Origin of the sequence: Brevibacillus nitrificans, assembly GCF_003710965.1 — a bacterium.
GTDB lineage: Bacteria > Bacillota > Bacilli > Brevibacillales > Brevibacillaceae > Brevibacillus > Brevibacillus centrosporus.
In genome coordinates this window covers 147,980-163,346 of record NZ_RHHU01000011.1, presented here as the reverse complement: position 1 = coordinate 163,346, position 15,367 = coordinate 147,980, and the positions used below count along the sequence as shown (strand labels likewise).

General features: G+C 52.8%; 18 protein-coding genes, 1 pseudogene and 1 riboswitch. Of the genes and pseudogenes, 11 read left to right on the top strand and 8 right to left on the bottom strand.

Features of this window, described 5'->3' with window-relative positions; translation table 11 throughout:
- Positions 1 to 67 precede the first annotated feature (67 nt).
- The 4 genes from EDM59_RS18785 to EDM59_RS18770 form a co-directional block, all read right to left on the bottom strand.
- Positions 68 to 1,408, bottom strand: a complete 1,341-nt coding sequence (locus EDM59_RS18785) for a hemolysin family protein (RefSeq protein WP_122925213.1) — start codon at positions 1,406 to 1,408, stop codon at positions 68 to 70.
- 288 nt (positions 1,409 to 1,696) lie between these two features.
- Positions 1,697 to 2,812 (bottom strand): site-2 protease family protein, encoded by a 1,116-nt coding sequence (locus EDM59_RS18780; RefSeq protein WP_122925023.1) that lies wholly within the window; start codon positions 2,810 to 2,812, stop codon positions 1,697 to 1,699.
- Between the two features lie 105 nt (positions 2,813 to 2,917).
- Complete coding sequence (locus tag EDM59_RS18775) at positions 2,918 to 3,217, bottom strand: iron-sulfur cluster assembly accessory protein (RefSeq protein WP_122925022.1); 300 nt, start codon at positions 3,215 to 3,217, stop codon at positions 2,918 to 2,920.
- A gap of 104 nt (positions 3,218 to 3,321) precedes the next feature.
- Positions 3,322 to 3,675, bottom strand: a complete 354-nt coding sequence (locus EDM59_RS18770; RefSeq protein ID WP_122925021.1) for a DUF3905 domain-containing protein — start codon at positions 3,673 to 3,675, stop codon at positions 3,322 to 3,324.
- 118 nt (positions 3,676 to 3,793) lie between these two features.
- Here EDM59_RS18770 and EDM59_RS18765 point away from each other — a divergent pair, with 118 nt between their 5' ends.
- On the top strand, positions 3,794 to 4,630 hold the full coding sequence (locus tag EDM59_RS18765; protein WP_122925020.1) for a glycosyltransferase family 2 protein: 837 nt from the start codon (positions 3,794 to 3,796) through the stop codon (positions 4,628 to 4,630).
- Positions 4,631 to 4,659: 29 nt separating this feature from the next.
- Here EDM59_RS18765 and sspK read toward each other — a convergent pair whose 3' ends face one another.
- On the bottom strand, positions 4,660 to 4,791 hold the full coding sequence (sspK, locus tag EDM59_RS18760) for a small acid-soluble spore protein K (protein WP_003391014.1): 132 nt from the start codon (positions 4,789 to 4,791) through the stop codon (positions 4,660 to 4,662).
- Between the two features lie 113 nt (positions 4,792 to 4,904).
- Here sspK and EDM59_RS18755 point away from each other — a divergent pair, with 113 nt between their 5' ends.
- From EDM59_RS18755 to EDM59_RS18750, 4 genes are all read left to right on the top strand, one after another.
- Positions 4,905 to 5,180 carry a YqkE family protein gene (locus EDM59_RS18755; RefSeq protein ID WP_122925019.1) on the top strand — a complete coding sequence of 92 codons (276 nt, stop codon included), beginning with the start codon at positions 4,905 to 4,907 and terminating at the stop codon, positions 5,178 to 5,180.
- The gene (locus tag EDM59_RS31125) at positions 5,180 to 5,329 is read left to right on the top strand and encodes a hypothetical protein (RefSeq protein WP_170184323.1); all 150 of its coding nucleotides are present in this window, start codon (positions 5,180 to 5,182) and stop codon (positions 5,327 to 5,329) included. The genes EDM59_RS18755 and EDM59_RS31125 overlap by 1 nt, the downstream gene beginning before the upstream one ends.
- 51 nt (positions 5,330 to 5,380) lie before the next feature.
- Positions 5,381 to 5,557 carry a hypothetical protein gene (locus tag EDM59_RS31120; protein WP_170184322.1) on the top strand — a complete coding sequence of 59 codons (177 nt, stop codon included), beginning with the start codon at positions 5,381 to 5,383 and terminating at the stop codon, positions 5,555 to 5,557.
- Between the two features lie 91 nt (positions 5,558 to 5,648).
- Entirely contained in the window at positions 5,649 to 6,599 is a 951-nt protein-coding gene (locus EDM59_RS18750; protein WP_183192952.1) for an aldo/keto reductase, read from the top strand.
- 66 nt (positions 6,600 to 6,665) lie between these two features.
- On the opposite strand, the gene EDM59_RS18745 is transcribed toward EDM59_RS18750, so the two are convergent.
- The 3 genes from EDM59_RS18745 to EDM59_RS18735 are packed head-to-tail and all read right to left on the bottom strand — an operon-like array spanning position 6,666 to position 9,883.
- Positions 6,666 to 7,856, bottom strand: a complete 1,191-nt coding sequence (locus EDM59_RS18745) for an ABC transporter permease (RefSeq protein ID WP_122925017.1) — start codon at positions 7,854 to 7,856, stop codon at positions 6,666 to 6,668.
- Positions 7,853 to 8,572 (bottom strand): ABC transporter ATP-binding protein, encoded by a 720-nt coding sequence (locus tag EDM59_RS18740; protein ID WP_122925016.1) that lies wholly within the window; start codon positions 8,570 to 8,572, stop codon positions 7,853 to 7,855. Before EDM59_RS18740 ends, EDM59_RS18745 begins: the two co-directional genes overlap by 4 nt.
- 33 nt (positions 8,573 to 8,605) lie before the next feature.
- Complete coding sequence (locus tag EDM59_RS18735; RefSeq protein ID WP_122925015.1) at positions 8,606 to 9,883, bottom strand: efflux RND transporter periplasmic adaptor subunit; 1,278 nt, start codon at positions 9,881 to 9,883, stop codon at positions 8,606 to 8,608.
- Positions 9,884 to 10,079: 196 nt separating this feature from the next.
- Here EDM59_RS18735 and EDM59_RS18730 point away from each other — a divergent pair.
- The 6 genes and pseudogenes from EDM59_RS18730 to EDM59_RS18710 form a co-directional block, all read left to right on the top strand.
- Positions 10,080 to 11,429 (top strand): annotated as a pseudogene (locus EDM59_RS18730) (glucose-6-phosphate isomerase); the annotation flags it as partial.
- Positions 11,424 to 11,669, top strand: coding sequence for an excisionase family DNA-binding protein (locus EDM59_RS31705; RefSeq protein WP_342769223.1), 246 nt, complete (start codon positions 11,424 to 11,426; stop codon positions 11,667 to 11,669). The pseudogene EDM59_RS18730 and the gene EDM59_RS31705, both read left to right, overlap by 6 nt.
- Positions 11,670 to 11,739: 70 nt before the next feature.
- Positions 11,740 to 11,852, top strand: a riboswitch (TPP riboswitch).
- A gap of 98 nt (positions 11,853 to 11,950) precedes the next feature.
- A complete protein-coding gene (thiO, locus tag EDM59_RS18725; RefSeq protein ID WP_122925013.1) occupies positions 11,951 to 13,054 on the top strand; it encodes a glycine oxidase ThiO in 1,104 nt (367 codons plus the stop codon).
- A 115-nt stretch (positions 13,055 to 13,169) separates the two neighbouring features.
- Positions 13,170 to 14,033: an LSm family protein gene (locus EDM59_RS18720; RefSeq protein WP_122925012.1), complete on the top strand. Its 864-nt coding sequence runs from the start codon at positions 13,170 to 13,172 to the stop codon at positions 14,031 to 14,033.
- Between the two features lie 127 nt (positions 14,034 to 14,160).
- Positions 14,161 to 14,559, top strand: a complete 399-nt coding sequence (locus EDM59_RS18715; protein ID WP_122925011.1) for a YugN family protein — start codon at positions 14,161 to 14,163, stop codon at positions 14,557 to 14,559.
- A gap of 314 nt (positions 14,560 to 14,873) precedes the next feature.
- Positions 14,874 to 15,326: an NUDIX domain-containing protein gene (locus EDM59_RS18710; protein WP_122925010.1), complete on the top strand. Its 453-nt coding sequence runs from the start codon at positions 14,874 to 14,876 to the stop codon at positions 15,324 to 15,326.
- Positions 15,327 to 15,367 lie beyond the last annotated feature (41 nt).

Below are 15,367 nucleotides of genomic sequence, written 5' to 3'. Positions count from 1 at the left end.
TGTACCAAAAAGCCCCCTTCCCAAGCCGTCTTGGCTGGAAGGGGGCGTTGCGTTTGTAGGGACTCGGTTAGGAGACAGTCTGCAACTCTTCGGAAGCTTCCGTATTTTGCGGAGGCAGCTCCGTGATCAAAACGCGGGTCACACGGTGATTATCCATCTGTTTGACGGTGAACAAGTAATTCTCCCACTCGACAAAAGCACCGACGGCAATCTCTTCTTCCAGCTGGCTGTACAACCAGCCACCGATCGTGTCCACATCCTCGGATTCGAGATCAAACGGGATGTGATCGTTCAGGTCGGCGAGGGTCAGCATACCGGAAACAGACAGGCCGTTTTCCACTTTTTCGATTTCAGGGCGCTCTTCGTCAAACTCGTCTTGGATGTCGCCGACGATTTCTTCCAGGATGTCTTCCATAGTGACCAAACCAGCAGTACCGCCGTACTCATCGATGACGATCGCAAGCTGCGAACGTTTTTTCTGCATGAGGCGCAATACGGTGCTGATTTCCATCGTTTCGGGAACCGTCAATACAGGACGGAGCAGCTTCGCCAAATCGGCATATCCATCTTGGAGAGCGGACAGATAAAAGTCTGTGGCGTGGACAAAGCCGATGATGTTGTCTTTGTCCTCGTCTGCTACTGGGAATCGCGTATGACGCTGTGTACGGATGATCTCCAGATTTTCCTCAAACGTATTCGAGTTATACAAGCAAACCATATCGATACGGGGGATCATCGTCTCCCGTGCCAAGGTTTCAGAGAAATCAAATACGTGTTCCACCAGTGACAGCTCGGTTTGGTCGATATGTCCGCTTTGATGGCTTTGGTTTACGAGAATGCGAATTTCTTCTTCCGTATGTGCGGCTTCATGCTCGGAAATAGGTTCCATACCTAGACGTTTCATGAGCGCGTTGGCTGTCCCGTTCAAGAACCAGATAGCCGGGTAGAGCAATTTATAGAAGAACATTAATGGTGCGGCAACCCACAGCGAAGTTGCTTCTGCTTTCTGAATAGCCAGTGATTTTGGTGCCAGCTCTCCGAGTACGATGTGCAAGAACGTGATAATCGCGAATGCGACACCAAACGAAATGGCAGAAATCGCATAATCCGGAAGTCCTGTAGAGCCCAGGAGTGGTTCCACAATCATGTGGGCGATAGCCGGTTCCCCGACCCAACCAAGACCCAGGGAGGCAAGCGTAATACCTACCTGACAGGCAGACAAGTATCCGTCCAGCTTTTGGGTTACTTTTTGGGCGTAGGTGGCTCGTTTGTTCCCTTCATTGACCATTTGGGTCAGGCGCGTTTGCCGCACCTTTACGAGAGCAAACTCGGCGGCTACGAAAAAGCCGTTCAGAAAAACGAGAAAAACAACAAGCAGTAGGTTGAGCACTATCGGAACGCTATCCAAGTAAAAAGTCATCCTCTCTGGATTTGTATTACGCTACGGGATGAAAGACGCGGCGTCTGCTCACTCCCAAGCGCAGGTTTTGGAATTTGGTCTGAGTGTACACTTCTCATTTTACAGAGAAAAGGAAAGTCCGACAAAGCCGATAATTCTCCGTAGTAGGCGCTACAGCCTTACTGGTTGTGAAGAGCGTCAGTCAGATAACCGTATCGCACGTTTTTGACCTCTTAGAAGGTCATAGATGGTCAAACGTCCGGTTGCTTTTCTCCCGGACGTTTGTCGCTCCCTGGATCACCGGGGCAGCAGGTGCTGCGCATACATGTAGAAGCCGGAAAGAACAGCTGCCAGAGCGAGATAGGCAATCAATACTTTCCATTTCGTGGATGCCGGTGCCGTATAATACGTTGTTAGGCGGTGCATTTGTTCCTCGACTTCTGTCAGACGCTGCATCGCCGTCTGCTCCGCTTCATTCAAGATCGCAGATGGGGCTGGCCGGAAGGGATCGCTGTCGAGAAACGCAACCGGTTCACGTTCCCATTGTTTAAACAAATCCCACTTCCGATGGGCATAAACCCGATCCAGGCGCAGGCGGTCGCGCTTGAGGCGTTTTTCGTCCTGTAAAAAAGGGATGAGAAAGCCTTTGGGCGGCACAGATCGATCGAGCAAGGCAGCTTCCTCCCCAAGCTCGACACGCTTATTCCACGAAGACTCCAGCTGGGGCCATTTCGTGATTTCGTCGAGAAAGGCGAGCAGGCTTCCCCGTTCATACTGCAGGACCTGGTGCTGATAGCTCTCCCGCAGTCGGCTCCACCAGGTGATGAGGCCAATGATAAAAATGAAGACCATCAGCGGCCCCGGATTGGCGAACAGCATGGCTCCCAAACCAATCAGACCGATCAGCCAGATCTTGGTCGATAATACAGAGACGATGCGCCCACCATCCAGCGGGGAAATAGGCATCAGGTTGAACAAGTTGAGCAAGGCACCCAGATAAATGACCAAGGCCCAAAACGGATCCTGCGTCCACCAGTAAAGCGGCAGAGCGGGTAAAAAGGCGATCATGCCAGCCAGCGGTCCCCCGTAGGCGAGGTATGCTTCTGTGCTCGCATCCCTTGGTGTGTCCTTCATGGAGATGAAAGCACCCGCGAACGGGATGAAGACGGCAGGCGAGGTCGCGATGCCTTTGCGTTTGGCTGCAAGCACATGGCCCATTTCATGGACAAAAATCAGGTACACGAGAGCAGCGGCGAACTTCCAGCCGTAAAAAACGGCATAAAACCACAGGCTGACAATCATCGATAACAGGGTGGTACCGAATTTGGAAAATTTTAAGATACCGAGCAGCCATTTTAAGTTGGTAAGCAAAAAGGCGCCGATGGCCAAGAGGACCGAACGGCTTTTTTTCATTCAAGGTCCCTCCCATACGTCATCACAGTCACTGAACTATACGACTGTCTCGAAAAAAAGTTTCTGGTTGTGTGTGCTTTGAGGTTGGGTTCTTCTTACAAGGGGTCAGTCTTCCAGCCGAGGATTGGAAAAGGAAAAGCCGTATTCTCCAAAGGCGGGGTTGTAGGTGAACTGTCCGCCGTCAAAATACCAGAAGTCAGTAGGACGGATGACGAAGCGCAGTTCCTCGACATCGAAAATGGCATCGTCTGGCATGACTGTATCTTTTTCAATAGCGTAGAATAATCCGCCCGTGCCGGGACCGCTCGTCCGAACGTACAAGCGCAGGATGTCTCCCGCTTGAAATTCGGCGTAGCGTTTATAGGCGAGAGCGAAAGCAGGTTCGATATGTAGCGTGATACTCATGGGTTATTTTCCTCTCCTCTCAGTCACGCCCATTGTACCACAAACGAAGAGCCCATCCGGCGAAGTCGCTCTCGCCAAATGGGCTTTACAATTAAAAGGAAGCTTTAGTCTTTGCCCTTGCTCACGTCATGAGTAGGGTGAGAAAAACGAGCTCCTACAAATGGCTTGTCCTCCAGCATTTCTCGATTTTCGTACGAATTCCAGCCAATGTCGTTCGTGGGATGAACCCATTGATCGCCTGCCATGACAGAAGGATCTGTCTCGGTGCTCCAGTTGTTGATGGGGGATTCCTGTGAATCGTAAAGGCTGTCCCCGATGACGACGCCAAACTCGTTGACGAACGGCTTTTGAATGGAACGCGTCGAGTTCTTGAAGTCAGGAGCGCTGATTTGATGCGGCAATGTACCGTCGATCGCGATATTTTTCGTTTCCTTGTTATCCCGCTTGTCCTTGTCCATCTGTAGGACCTCCTTTGAGGCTTTCTTCCTTAAGATGCATCAAGACCCTTCCCCTTATACCTGTGCGCCCAGCCCATCTTTGGACTTTTCGCATACGCTATAAAAAGGGGGAGATCCGATGCTTACGAGTGTCGTCATTCCGGTTAGAAATGCAGCTGATCAGCTCCTGTACACCTTGTTCAGTCTGAATTTGCAGTTCACGGACTTCGATGAATATGAAGTGATCGTGATCGACAACGCTTCCTGTGACGGACTCGCGGATAGGATCGAGCGCTTTCATGCTCACTACCCGTTGCAGGTCGTCCGTTTTCGCAAAAGAATGCCGTACTACTACTTGTTGAATACGGGTCTTGCGAAGGCGAGCGGGGAAGTGGTGATCCTTTTATCCTGCAACATGATCGTTCCGCGTGAGTTCATCGGGGTCCATCAGCAGGCCCACGAGCATGCAAATGAGCTGGTTCTGCTGGGTCTGGGAACCAGGCGCATTTACTCCGTATACGAACCCGATTTCAGCCCCATCCAGCAGCAGGAGTGCCGGGAATGGCTGGAACAGTATCCACATATCAAGCGTCCGCATACCCACAACGCGACCGTCCCCTTGCTGGAGGAGAGCCAGATCGCAGGTGGGCAGCTCTTTCATATCGGATTGCCTTGCCCGGATGCAGAGAGGCGTCAAGCCATACGGCAAAAATACGGACCGAGGCTGGTCCATCACCGATCGCCTTGGACGCTGTTTCAGACACAGCATGTATCGTCTCTTCGTTCCACCTTCCTGCAGGCAGGGGGATGCAAGGAGCTTGCGCGAGTCGAGATGGAACGGGATTTGGCCAAAAGGCTGTGGAAAAAAGGCTGCCAATTTCAGTTTGCCGACAAGCTCACACTGATCAAGCAGGAGCGGGCCATCCGAAAAGCAAGGGAACAGAGCCAGACGAGGAAAAACCGCCGGGTCCAGTAGGATCGGCGGTTTTCAGATTGCGGGCAGTCTCAACGGTTTTCTTTTAACCGCTCTTGTGGTTCACTATTAATGGAGCCGTCAGATCGGACAGCTTCGGATTGGGCTTTTGGCCCACGAATTTCAGCGGTTTTCCCAAAGTCTTTTGCCTTGTTTCGCACCATGTCAGGTCCTCCTCTATTGGTTGAGTGAACAGCGTCTTGACGTAGATAGTATGACCGAAGACGGGCGAATGAATGAGGGGATTCATCCGCGAGTGGAAAGGGTTGGAAGAAGGATGGCGAAGAAACAGCAACGCAAGCCGCAGCGTCCGTCTCAAGAGGCGGCAACGGCAACAGAAGCAAAAAATGGGCTGAATCTGAAAGAGATGCTGAATGCGGATGCCCTTGGCAAATTAAAGCAGCTGGAAAAAGACATGAAGGCAGAAAGTGAACGACAGGCGCAGGAGGCTGCGGAGAAAAAACGTCGCGAGCAGGAAGAGCGCGAAAAGAACAAGAGCTTTGGCGAGCTGCTCGAGGAATACGAGAAAAAGGGCAAAGGAAAGTACAGCTAATGCGCAAGGATCAGCCAAACGACCGCCCGGACACATCGAAGAACGGCATGATGAAAAAACGCGAGCTGACGCTAAAGGATGAGTCCATCAAGCAGCGAGGCCGCGCGGTATTGGGTCGCCTAGGGAAAAAGGACGGGCCAAAAGAGTGATTTTTTTTCTTTCCCTCCCATATAGCTAGGAGGAGGGAAAGGAGGGAGATCATGGGGACAGTCCTGCTCCTGATCAGTCTCCTCTGTGTGGCCGTGGGCACCTGGAAGCTGATCGGCATATACAAGACAGGGAAGGCAGACAGCAAGCCGCTCTGGTGGGTGGTAGCCGTTGCAGGGATCGCCCTGTTTTTTCTTTTAAAGCTGATGACGGATACTTTGCCGACGTAAGCATGCATCTGCGAGCATTTGCCAACAGATGCATGTTTTTCAACGTCTAGGAACGGACAGGCCTGTGTGCAAAGGATGGGAGAGCAAACACATGAAATATCAGAAGCTGGGTAAAAACGGACCGGAAATCTCTGTGATCGGCTTTGGCTCATGGGCGATCGGTGGAGGTAATTGGGAGATGTCCTGGGGAGACCAGGATGATCATCAGTCGATGGAGAGCGTTCGCGCTGCCTTGGATGCCGGGGTGACCTTTTTTGACACCGCACCGGTCTACGGGTTGGGGCATGCTGAGGAGCTGATCGGAAAAGCGCTGGGGAGCGATCGGGATCAAGTCGTGCTTGCGACCAAATGCGGCTATTTGTGGGACGAAAATCAGCGCCTCGTCAAGAACGGTACCTTTGATTCGATCATGCGGGAAGCCGAAGCCTCTCTCCGGCGACTGGGCACGGATACCATCGATTTATATCAAATGCACTATCCGGATACGGACGCGCATGCTCCTGCGGACGAGACGATGCGGGCGATGGAGCAGCTCGTGAAGGACGGAAAAGTGCGCTACATCGGGCTCTGCAATTACACGGTACCGCTGATCGAGCAATCGATGTCGGTCCGTCATGTGGACTCGCTCCAGCCGCCGTACTCGATCCTCGTGCCGCAGGCGGAGAGGGAGCTTTTGCCGTACTGCCTGGAGCAGGGCATCGGCGTCGTTGCTTACAGCCCCCTGGCCTCCGGATTGCTTTCGGGCAAATATACGCACGATACACGCTTTGCAGACGATGACTGGCGCTCGAAGCACAAGGCGTATACGGGTGAGTCTTTCAAACGCAACATGGATCGGGTCGAGAAACTAAAAAGCATCGCCGCTCGTTTGGATATCACGGTGCCGCAGCTGGCGATCGGGTATGTACTGGCGCATCCTGCTATGACCAGTGCGATTGTAGGAGTACGCAGACCAGAGCATATCACGAGCATCCTGGCCGCTGCCGAGGCAGAGCTAGACGATGCGACGCTGGCAGAAATCCGCGCAGCAGTGGCGAGATAAACGAAAAGAGGCAGTCCGCAGGCCGTTTTTGTACCACCTGTGGAAATGCCTCTTTTTCATTCGCTGCTATTCGTAGCGCAGAGCCTCGATCGGATCCAGCTTGGCTGCTTTGTTCGCGGGATACAGACCGAAGAATATCCCGATCGCACTGGAGAAGGCGAATGCGATCATGACGCTGTTCCAGGACAGGAGGGGAGGCAGGTTGGCAAAGTGGGAGATCAGGGCGGCGATTCCCAAGCCAAACAATACCCCGATAAAGCCGCCGATCAGACAGACGATGACCGACTCGATCAAAAACTGGATGAGAATGTCTTGCCGTCGCGCTCCCAGAGCCTTGCGAATTCCGATCTCCCGGGTCCTCTCGGTGACAGAGACGAGCATGATGTTCATGACACCGACGCCGCCGACGACCAGTGAAATTCCAGCGATGATGCTAAAAATCAAAGTGAGGGTGCCCGTCAGTTGATTGAACTGATCGATGGACTCTTGCATGCTGCGGGCCATGTAGTGATCCTTTTTCTGATGCTTGCGTTCCAGGTACCGAGTGGTCTGCTGCATGGCTGGCTGAATGGATGCCTTGTCCTTTGCTTTCCCCATGAACATATTCACGTACGGCTCTTCTTGCAGACTCAGATAATATTCAATCGGAACAATCGCCCCAAACGACTGCGAGCCCATGTCAAACTTGATTTTTTCCTCTGTGTACGTCCCGATGACGACGAGGGAGTTATTGCCCCAGCGTACACGCTGACCAATCGGATTGATTTGCCCGAACAGCTTGCTGCCGAGGGCCTCCTCCAGCACGATGACGGCACGCTGCTCCTGGTCGTCCGTTTTGTTGAAAAAGCGTCCCTTGGCTACCTTTAACGTCTTTTGCATGGCGAAGTAGTCAGGTGTAGTAGCCGTCAGGTTTACGCGTTCTTCTTTTTTGGGGCCTTTCATTTCGATGGTACTGGAGTTGTAGGGAACGATGTAATCAATGGCCGGGCTGATCTTGGAGAGAACCTCTGCATCCTCGACCGTTAGATCATCACTGGAAAACTCTTCTTTGCTCTCCCAGTTCGTATAGACGTTGAACGTGAATTGCCCGAACTTCTCCATTTCTTGATTAATGGCTTTTTGACCACCCTCGCCTAGTGTCGTGACCGCGATGACAGAGGTAATCCCGATGATGATCCCGAGCATGGTCAGACCCGAACGCATTTTGTTTGCCCAGATTCCCTCAATGGCGGTGTAAAAGCTCTCCAGCAAGTTCACGTCACGATCACCTCTTCGGACGCAGAGGCAAACAGCCGATCCGTGACGGGCTCATCTCGGATGATGATGCCGTCTTTAAACGTGACGATCCGCTGGGCATGCTGCGCGATGTCCAGCTCGTGCGTGACCAAAATGATGGTAACTCCCTGCTCATGCAGCTCCTGAAACATCGCCATGATTTCCGTTCCGGACCGGCTGTCGAGGTTACCAGTCGGTTCGTCCGCCAATAATATAGCCGGGCGATTGACGAGTGCGCGGGCGATGGCGACCCGTTGCTTTTGCCCACCGGACAGCTGCGTCGGCTTGTGGTGGATACGCTCTGCCAGTCCCACTCGCTTGAGTGCATCCGTTGCCCGCGTGCGGCGCTCCGTTTTGCTGATGTTGGCGTACATCATCGGCAGCTCCACGTTGTGCAGGGAAGTGGAGCGAGCCAGCAAATGAAAGGATTGAAAGACAAAGCCGATTTTTTGATTTCGTACGTGGGCGAGCTCTTTGTCCTTCAGGCTGCTGATTTCTACCCCATCGAGGACGTATGTGCCGCTGTCTGGTCGATCCAAACAGCCAAGCATGTTCATAAAAGTCGATTTCCCGGAACCGGATGGCCCCATGATGGCGACAAATTCTCCTTTTTCCACCAGCAAGGATACGCCTTTTAAGATGGGCAGTGTCGAATCTCCCGTCTTATATGATTTCGTCAAGCCTTCTACCTGTAACAAAGTCGGCTGACCTCCTTTCCTTGCCTGAAGTGGTTACAAGCCCATTTGTTCAGATCCTGTCAGCGGTGTGATTGGAGTTCCTTCAGCCATGGCGTCGACAGGGCTTAGGATGATTTGCTCATCGCCGTTCAGGCCGCTTTTGATATGCGAGAAAAGCTCGTTTTCCATACCGGTTTCGACTTTTTGCTTTTTCGCGATGCCGTTTGCCGCGATCCAAACAAAGGTGCTTCCGTCCGCATCCTGCTGAACGGCCTCGATCGGAACCTGCATGGCGTTCTCGATTTTTTCGACCGTGATGTTGATATCCACATGGAAGCCAGGCTTTAAAGCAGACAATTCCGTGGACGTAGGTGCAAGTGTCACTTTGACCCGCGTCTTTTCGCCTTGACCGGAGCTGCTTTGGGTCGTCGTCGCGATCGGCGCGATGCGGGAGACTTTTGCGTTCAGCTTTTGCTTGCCCAGCGTCGTGCCCTCAATGACGGCTGCCTGCCCAAGCTTGAGCTTGTTCACATCAGATTCGTTGATATCGGCTTCGATCAACAGATGATCCAGATTGGCGAGGGTAAGGATTTCCGTGCCTTTGCTGACGTACTGGCCATTGTCCACTGCACGGGCGATGACCGTCCCGTCCGCAGGTGCTACGACGACGCTTTGGACGCGTTCTTTGTCCAGCTGGCTTTTTTCTACCAGCAGCTTGTTGATTTGTGCTTCTTGGGAGGCGATTTCTTCCTTGCGCGGCCCCTTTTGTTTGAGCGCCAGCTGCTGCTTGGCGACATTCAAGGTCGAGAGGGCAGAATCCACAGCGGATTTTGCTTTGTCCAGCTCTTGGGAAGTGGAAGCCCCTGAGGTGTGCAGCTGGCTGATGCGATCGTATTCGCGCTTGGCAGTATCGTACTCTCTCTGTGCTTGCGACAATCGTTCACGCTCTTGTGCGACTTCCTCCGGTTCACTGCCAGCCTGAACCTTTGCCAGATTGGCTTTTGCCAGCTCGAGCTGGGCCTCCAGGTCCAAGATGCGGCTCTCTACATCGGTCGTATCGATTTTTCCGATGACCTGGCCCTTTTTCACCTTGTCGCCTTCTTTGACGGAAAATTCGCGCAACGTACCTGTGACGTTCACAAACAGCTTTTGCTTGTCTTCTACGGTGACGACCCCCGACGTCAAAATCCGGCTTTCCAGTGCTGATTTGGTCGCAGCTCCGATGTTTACGGGCAGACCCATTGCCTGTTTGGAGCCCATCATGTTGAAACCGACGACTCCGACAACCAGTACGGCTGCCACGGAACCGATGATCCACCAGCGTTTTTTCATGATCATTTTCTCCTTGGTTTTTTCCATTTCTGTTATTTCGTTACCCGAAGACTTGTACGGAATCTGTAGAAAAAGGTAACACACGTGACGAAACGTTCATATTTTGGTCACATTTTGCTATGTTTTGACGGAAAGTACTTTCTGCGGATTTTGCGTGATAAGATAAGGGAGGAAGAACGTTCCTGGGAGGGGAGCCATGAACCAAGCGATCCGATTTGATTACTCCAATGCTCTTGCTTTTGTCAGGCCACATGAATGGGAGCTGCTCGCTCCAGCGATTGGACAAGCGCATGAGATGCTGCACAAAAAGACAGGACCAGGCAGAGATTTTCTCGGGTGGGTGGATCTGCCCGAACAGTATGATCGTGGTGAATACAAGCGGATTCAGAGAGCAGCAACACGTATTCAGTCTGATTCAGATGTGCTTTTGGTGATTGGAATCGGTGGTTCTTATTTGGGGGCAAAGGCGGTACTGGACATTTTGGGACACAGCTTTTACAATCTGCTGCCCAAGGCGAAGCGGCGCGCCCCGGAAATCTATTTTGTCGGGAACAATATTAGTCCCGTCTACATCTCCCATTTGCTGGACGTCCTGGATGGCAAAGACGTGTCGATCAACGTTATTTCCAAATCAGGCACGACTACAGAGCCTGCGATCGCGTTTCGCTTGCTTCGCGACTGGCTGGTCAAGAAGTACGGACCGGAGGGGTCGAAGAAGCGCATTTACATCACGACCGATCGGGCGCGTGGTTCGCTCAAAAAACTGGCGGATGAGCAAGGCTACGAAAGCTTTGTCATTCCTGATGACATCGGTGGCAGGTATTCGGTACTGACTGCAGTCGGATTGCTTCCCATCGCGGTGAGCGGAGCCAATCTGGACGCACTCATGCAGGGAGCAGCCGATGCCCGTGCGCGGTACTTGAAGCAGGATTTGGAAGAAAACCCGTGCTACCAGTATGCCGCGATCCGCAACGCCCTGTATCGCAAGGGCAAGACCGTGGAGCTGTTGGTCAGCTACGAGCCGCAATTCCGCTATTTCTCTGAATGGTGGAAGCAGCTCTTTGGCGAATCAGAGGGCAAGGATGGGAAAGGGATCTTTCCTGCCTCGGCGGAGTTTTCAACCGATTTGCACTCGATGGGTCAGTACATACAGGATGGCATGCGGACGTTGTTTGAGACCGTCATTTCCGTAAAAACTCCCGTTGTCGATGTGACCGTTCAGGAGGATCCCACTGATGTGGATGGATTGAACTTCCTCTCGGGCAAGCAGATGGGGTTTGTCAATAAAAAGGCTTTCGAAGGAACGGTACTGGCTCATGTAGATGGCGGGGTACCGAATCTTTTGGTGGAAATACCAGAAGCAAACGCCTATCATTTGGGCGGACTGATCTACTTTTTTGAAAAAGCGTGCGGGATCAGCGGCTATTTGCTGGGCGTCAATCCGTTTGATCAGCCAGGGGTGGAGGCTTACAAAGCCAATATGTTTGCCTTGCTGGGCAAGCCTGGCTACGAACGGCAGAAAGCGGAACTGGAGGCTAGATTGAAAGAGAACAAGACGTACTTGACCGTTGCCGAAACAGCTGAATATTTGGAGCTTCCGGTGACGTTCATTTTGGAAAAGATCAAGGAAGGGCGGATTCGGGCCGTCCACGATGGCAATGAATATCTGATTAACAAGGATCAGTTCAAGCACCACTTGGAGGAAATGCGCAGATTGCGCGAGTGGGAGGAAGCTGCTCTCCACGAGCCGATCCCGGATAGCTACGATGTGAAGGACGAGGACTAATCATTCTGTTTTCCTACTTGTCAGATCGGCAAAAAGAGGTCTATACTGGTCAAAGAAAATGACATAACGTGAAAGCAACTTGGGGAGTCCTTCATGCGGGGCTGAGAGGATGGCAGCGACGACCATCGACCCATTGCACCTGATCCGGATCATGCCGGCGCAGGGAAGTGGTTGCGAGCGAACAGCGCTTGGCTTTTTGTCGTATGCGTATGAGCCCACCTTTTCCTGTGAGGGAATCGGTGGGCTTTTTGCCTATGGACAGGAGAGAGGGAGAGAAAAAGATGAGTGATTGTCTGGTAGTCGGCGGAGGAATTATAGGGCTTAGTCTGGCGTATGAGCTGTCTCGGCGGGGGATGGCCGTCACGCTGGTAGAGCAGGGAGAATGGGGCGGGCAAGCATCCTCGGCAGCAGCGGGCATGCTGGCGCCCTTGAAAGAATTTTCTGTGCCTGGCCCGATGGTGGAGCTTGGGATGGAGTCGTTGCGCTTGTATCCACAGTGGGCGCAGGAGCTGGAGGAGCATACGGCTGGCGATGTCCAGCTGAGTCTGGAAGGCCTCGTTACCGTTGCCATGGACGATGCAGAGAGTGAACAGCTTCGTGCCAAATATCTGTGGCAAAAGGAAGCCGGGTATGATGTTCACTGGATGGGCGCCAAAGAGCTTCTAGTAGTGGAGCCGCTTTTGACAGATCGCGTGCAGGCGGGCATTTACTCGCCAGGAGAAGGTCATATCAACAATCGGCTGTTGCTGCGATCCCTCGTGACTGCCTGCAAAATCCAGGGGGTTGCGCTTTTGTCTGGTTGTGTGGTCAAAGGGATCGCTGTAAAAGCGGGTCGTGTGATCGGTGTAGAGACGACCTCGGGACCTATCCGTGCAGATCATACCATCGTTGCTTCCGGTGCGTGGGCAGGGATCATGCTGGAAATGCTCGATTTGGCTATTCCGGTGAGGCCGGTACGCGGTCAGATCGCAGCCGTGTCCTCTGTAGGCATTCCTTTGCGTACTGTGATTTTCGGGACATCGGGATACATTACACCGAAGAAGGACGGAAAGATCGTCATCGGAGCCACAGAGGACGAAAGCGGTTTTCAGCGGGAAGTTACGCTGGCTGGACTGGCAAGTGTCCTGAACGGCGTCATGCCGTACGTGCCTGCCCTGCACGCGGCAGCGTTTCTGGAGGCATGGGGAGGGCTTCGTCCAGCGACAGCAGACGGCAAGCCTTTGCTCGGACCTGTGCCTGGCTGGGAGGGGCTCTCGCTTGCAGGTGGACACTTTCGAAACGGCATACTGCTGTCGCCAGTCACCGCGATACGCATGGCCGATTACCTGGAGAGCGGACAGTCAGAGGGGCTCGAGCCCTTCCTGCCCAGTCGGTTCCTTTCGTGATCCACTTTAGAGCTGCCTTTCGATAAATTGGGCTAGTCTTGTATGGAAAACGGTACACCTCCCCATGGGCTCTTGTATATGGTAATAAAGAAACACCAGAAGGGGAGGAGTTTCCATGCAGTCTGAGGATGACAAAAACCTTTATCAGGTTGACTTTCAGACAGTCAGCATGATTAAGGATATACGCCATAATGTGCACAACGTAATCAAGGAGCATTTGGAGAAAAAGGTGCGCATTGAAGCGATCGACGGCCAAGTATTCGAAGGCGTGATCGTGGATTTCGATGATCAAAACGTGTATGTCGAAGTGGAGGATCCGGAAGCAGAGATAGATGAGCTGGAGGTAGAAGAGGTAGCCAGCAGGCAGCCATGGGGAGGCGACTTTGGCGGTGGTTATCCAGAGTGGACCTCCTATGGTGGATACGGCGGCGGCTTCAACCCGTACGGTGATGTAAGTCCATTCCATGGCGGGTATCCTCCGTCTCAGGGGTTCGGACCGTTTGGCAGCAGCAGCAATCCCTATGGGCAGATGAATCCCTACGGACAGATGAATCCCTACGGACAGATGAATCCTTATGGACAAATGAATCCCTACGGTCAAATGAATCCGTATGGGCAATTTGGTCCGTTTGGCAGCAGCGCTAATCCATATGGACAGGTCAGCCCATACGGGAGCAGCAGCAATCCGTACGGGGAAAACGCGCCGCCGTTCAGTCAAGTAAGTCCATACGCTGATCACAACTATCCCACCCAGGTAAGCCCGTTCGGCGGACAAAATCCTTATCTCAATCCCTATTTCTCGCCTTTTCCGCAGCCGATGCCCTGCTACCCAATGATGCCACCACCTCCACCGCCGCCACCACCCCCGCAAGCGGCCGTCATCGTTCCTCCTCCGAGGAGAAGACGCCGTCCTTGCCGAAGCGGCCGCAAGATCATTCCATTGGCACTGTTCACCCTGCTTACTATCGCTTTGCTCTAACAACCAGCTGAGCAGCAAGTCTATTGTCCGGGTATTTGGGACAACAGGCTTGCTGCTCTTTTTCATGATTACAACTCCTGTCTTTGTCGCACACTACAATCAGAATCTGGAAAGGCAGGGATAAGCGATGAAATCGATTCAAAGCAGCTTGCCGGGAACGAGAGGGACGTTCGGCTTCTTCCGCGAGGCGCTTGGTCCAAACTTTAGCCTGGCGAATTGGGACTATGAGCAAGGGTACTTCGACCAAGCATTGGACGATCAAAATATGGTCTATCTGCGATTGCCCATCAAAGTGCTTCAGGGAGAGCTGGACAGTGCGGATGCGTGGGTGGAGCTGGGGACTCCCTTTGTTCTCCGGCATGTTTACCAGACAGGTGTAGAACAGGATATCGGGTATTACGAGCCGCTGGCTTCCTCGGCGATGAATCAATTTCAGGAGCCGCTGGACAAGGATGCAAAAGTGTCTTCCCGTTGGATCCATCAGGCAGAGGCTATCGTGCGTGAACTGGAGAATCGACTGGCATAGAGGGTGGGCCTGATGGTGGGCCCGCCTTTTCACGTACAGTAAGAATTTATAAGATTCTTAGCCAGTATAAGTGCAACTAAGGCCCCGCCAAAAGGCTTGGCGGAGCCAAGTTTTCTAATATACAAAGGAAGTGTGGATAAGGCTCTTGCCAGGAGATGAACAGCCTAGCGAGACCTGACAGGAACACATAATAGAGCGCAGGGATATCGCATTTGCTTGAGAAGACATACATTAGGGTAAGATGAGCCATCGATACACCAGCGTATGGCTCTGGCAAGAGAGAGGAAATGACGGTATACGGGAGAGAGGAAAGTATGGCATGGTACCATTCCCTGCAAAGATGGTATTGGAAAATCCGCAAGCCGGTCACCTTGGGCGTGCGCGTGATCGTGACGGATGAACGAAAGGGCGTGCTGTTGATTCGCCATACGTATGTGAAAGGATGGTACTTGCCTGGCGGAGGCGTGGAAAGAGGGGAGTCCTTCTTAGAAGCCGCACGCAGAGAGCTGCAGGAGGAATGCGGTCTGTTGGCGGGGGAAATCAAGCTTTGCCATCTCTTTTATAGCGAACGGGAAGGGAAACGTGATCATATCGCGCTCTTTCATGTTCAGGACGGGCAAATGAATCCGGCTTGGGCGAGGGACGACGGGGAAGTAGCAGAAAGGAAATTTTTCCAATGGGATCAGCTTCCGGATGATCTGTCTCCTGCGACCCTCCGGCGATTGGAAGAATTTCGACAGCAGGCATTTGAGGAAGATCGTTGGTAGGCCAGAGGGAGTTTCCATGCAACTGGCAATTTCCTGTGGTA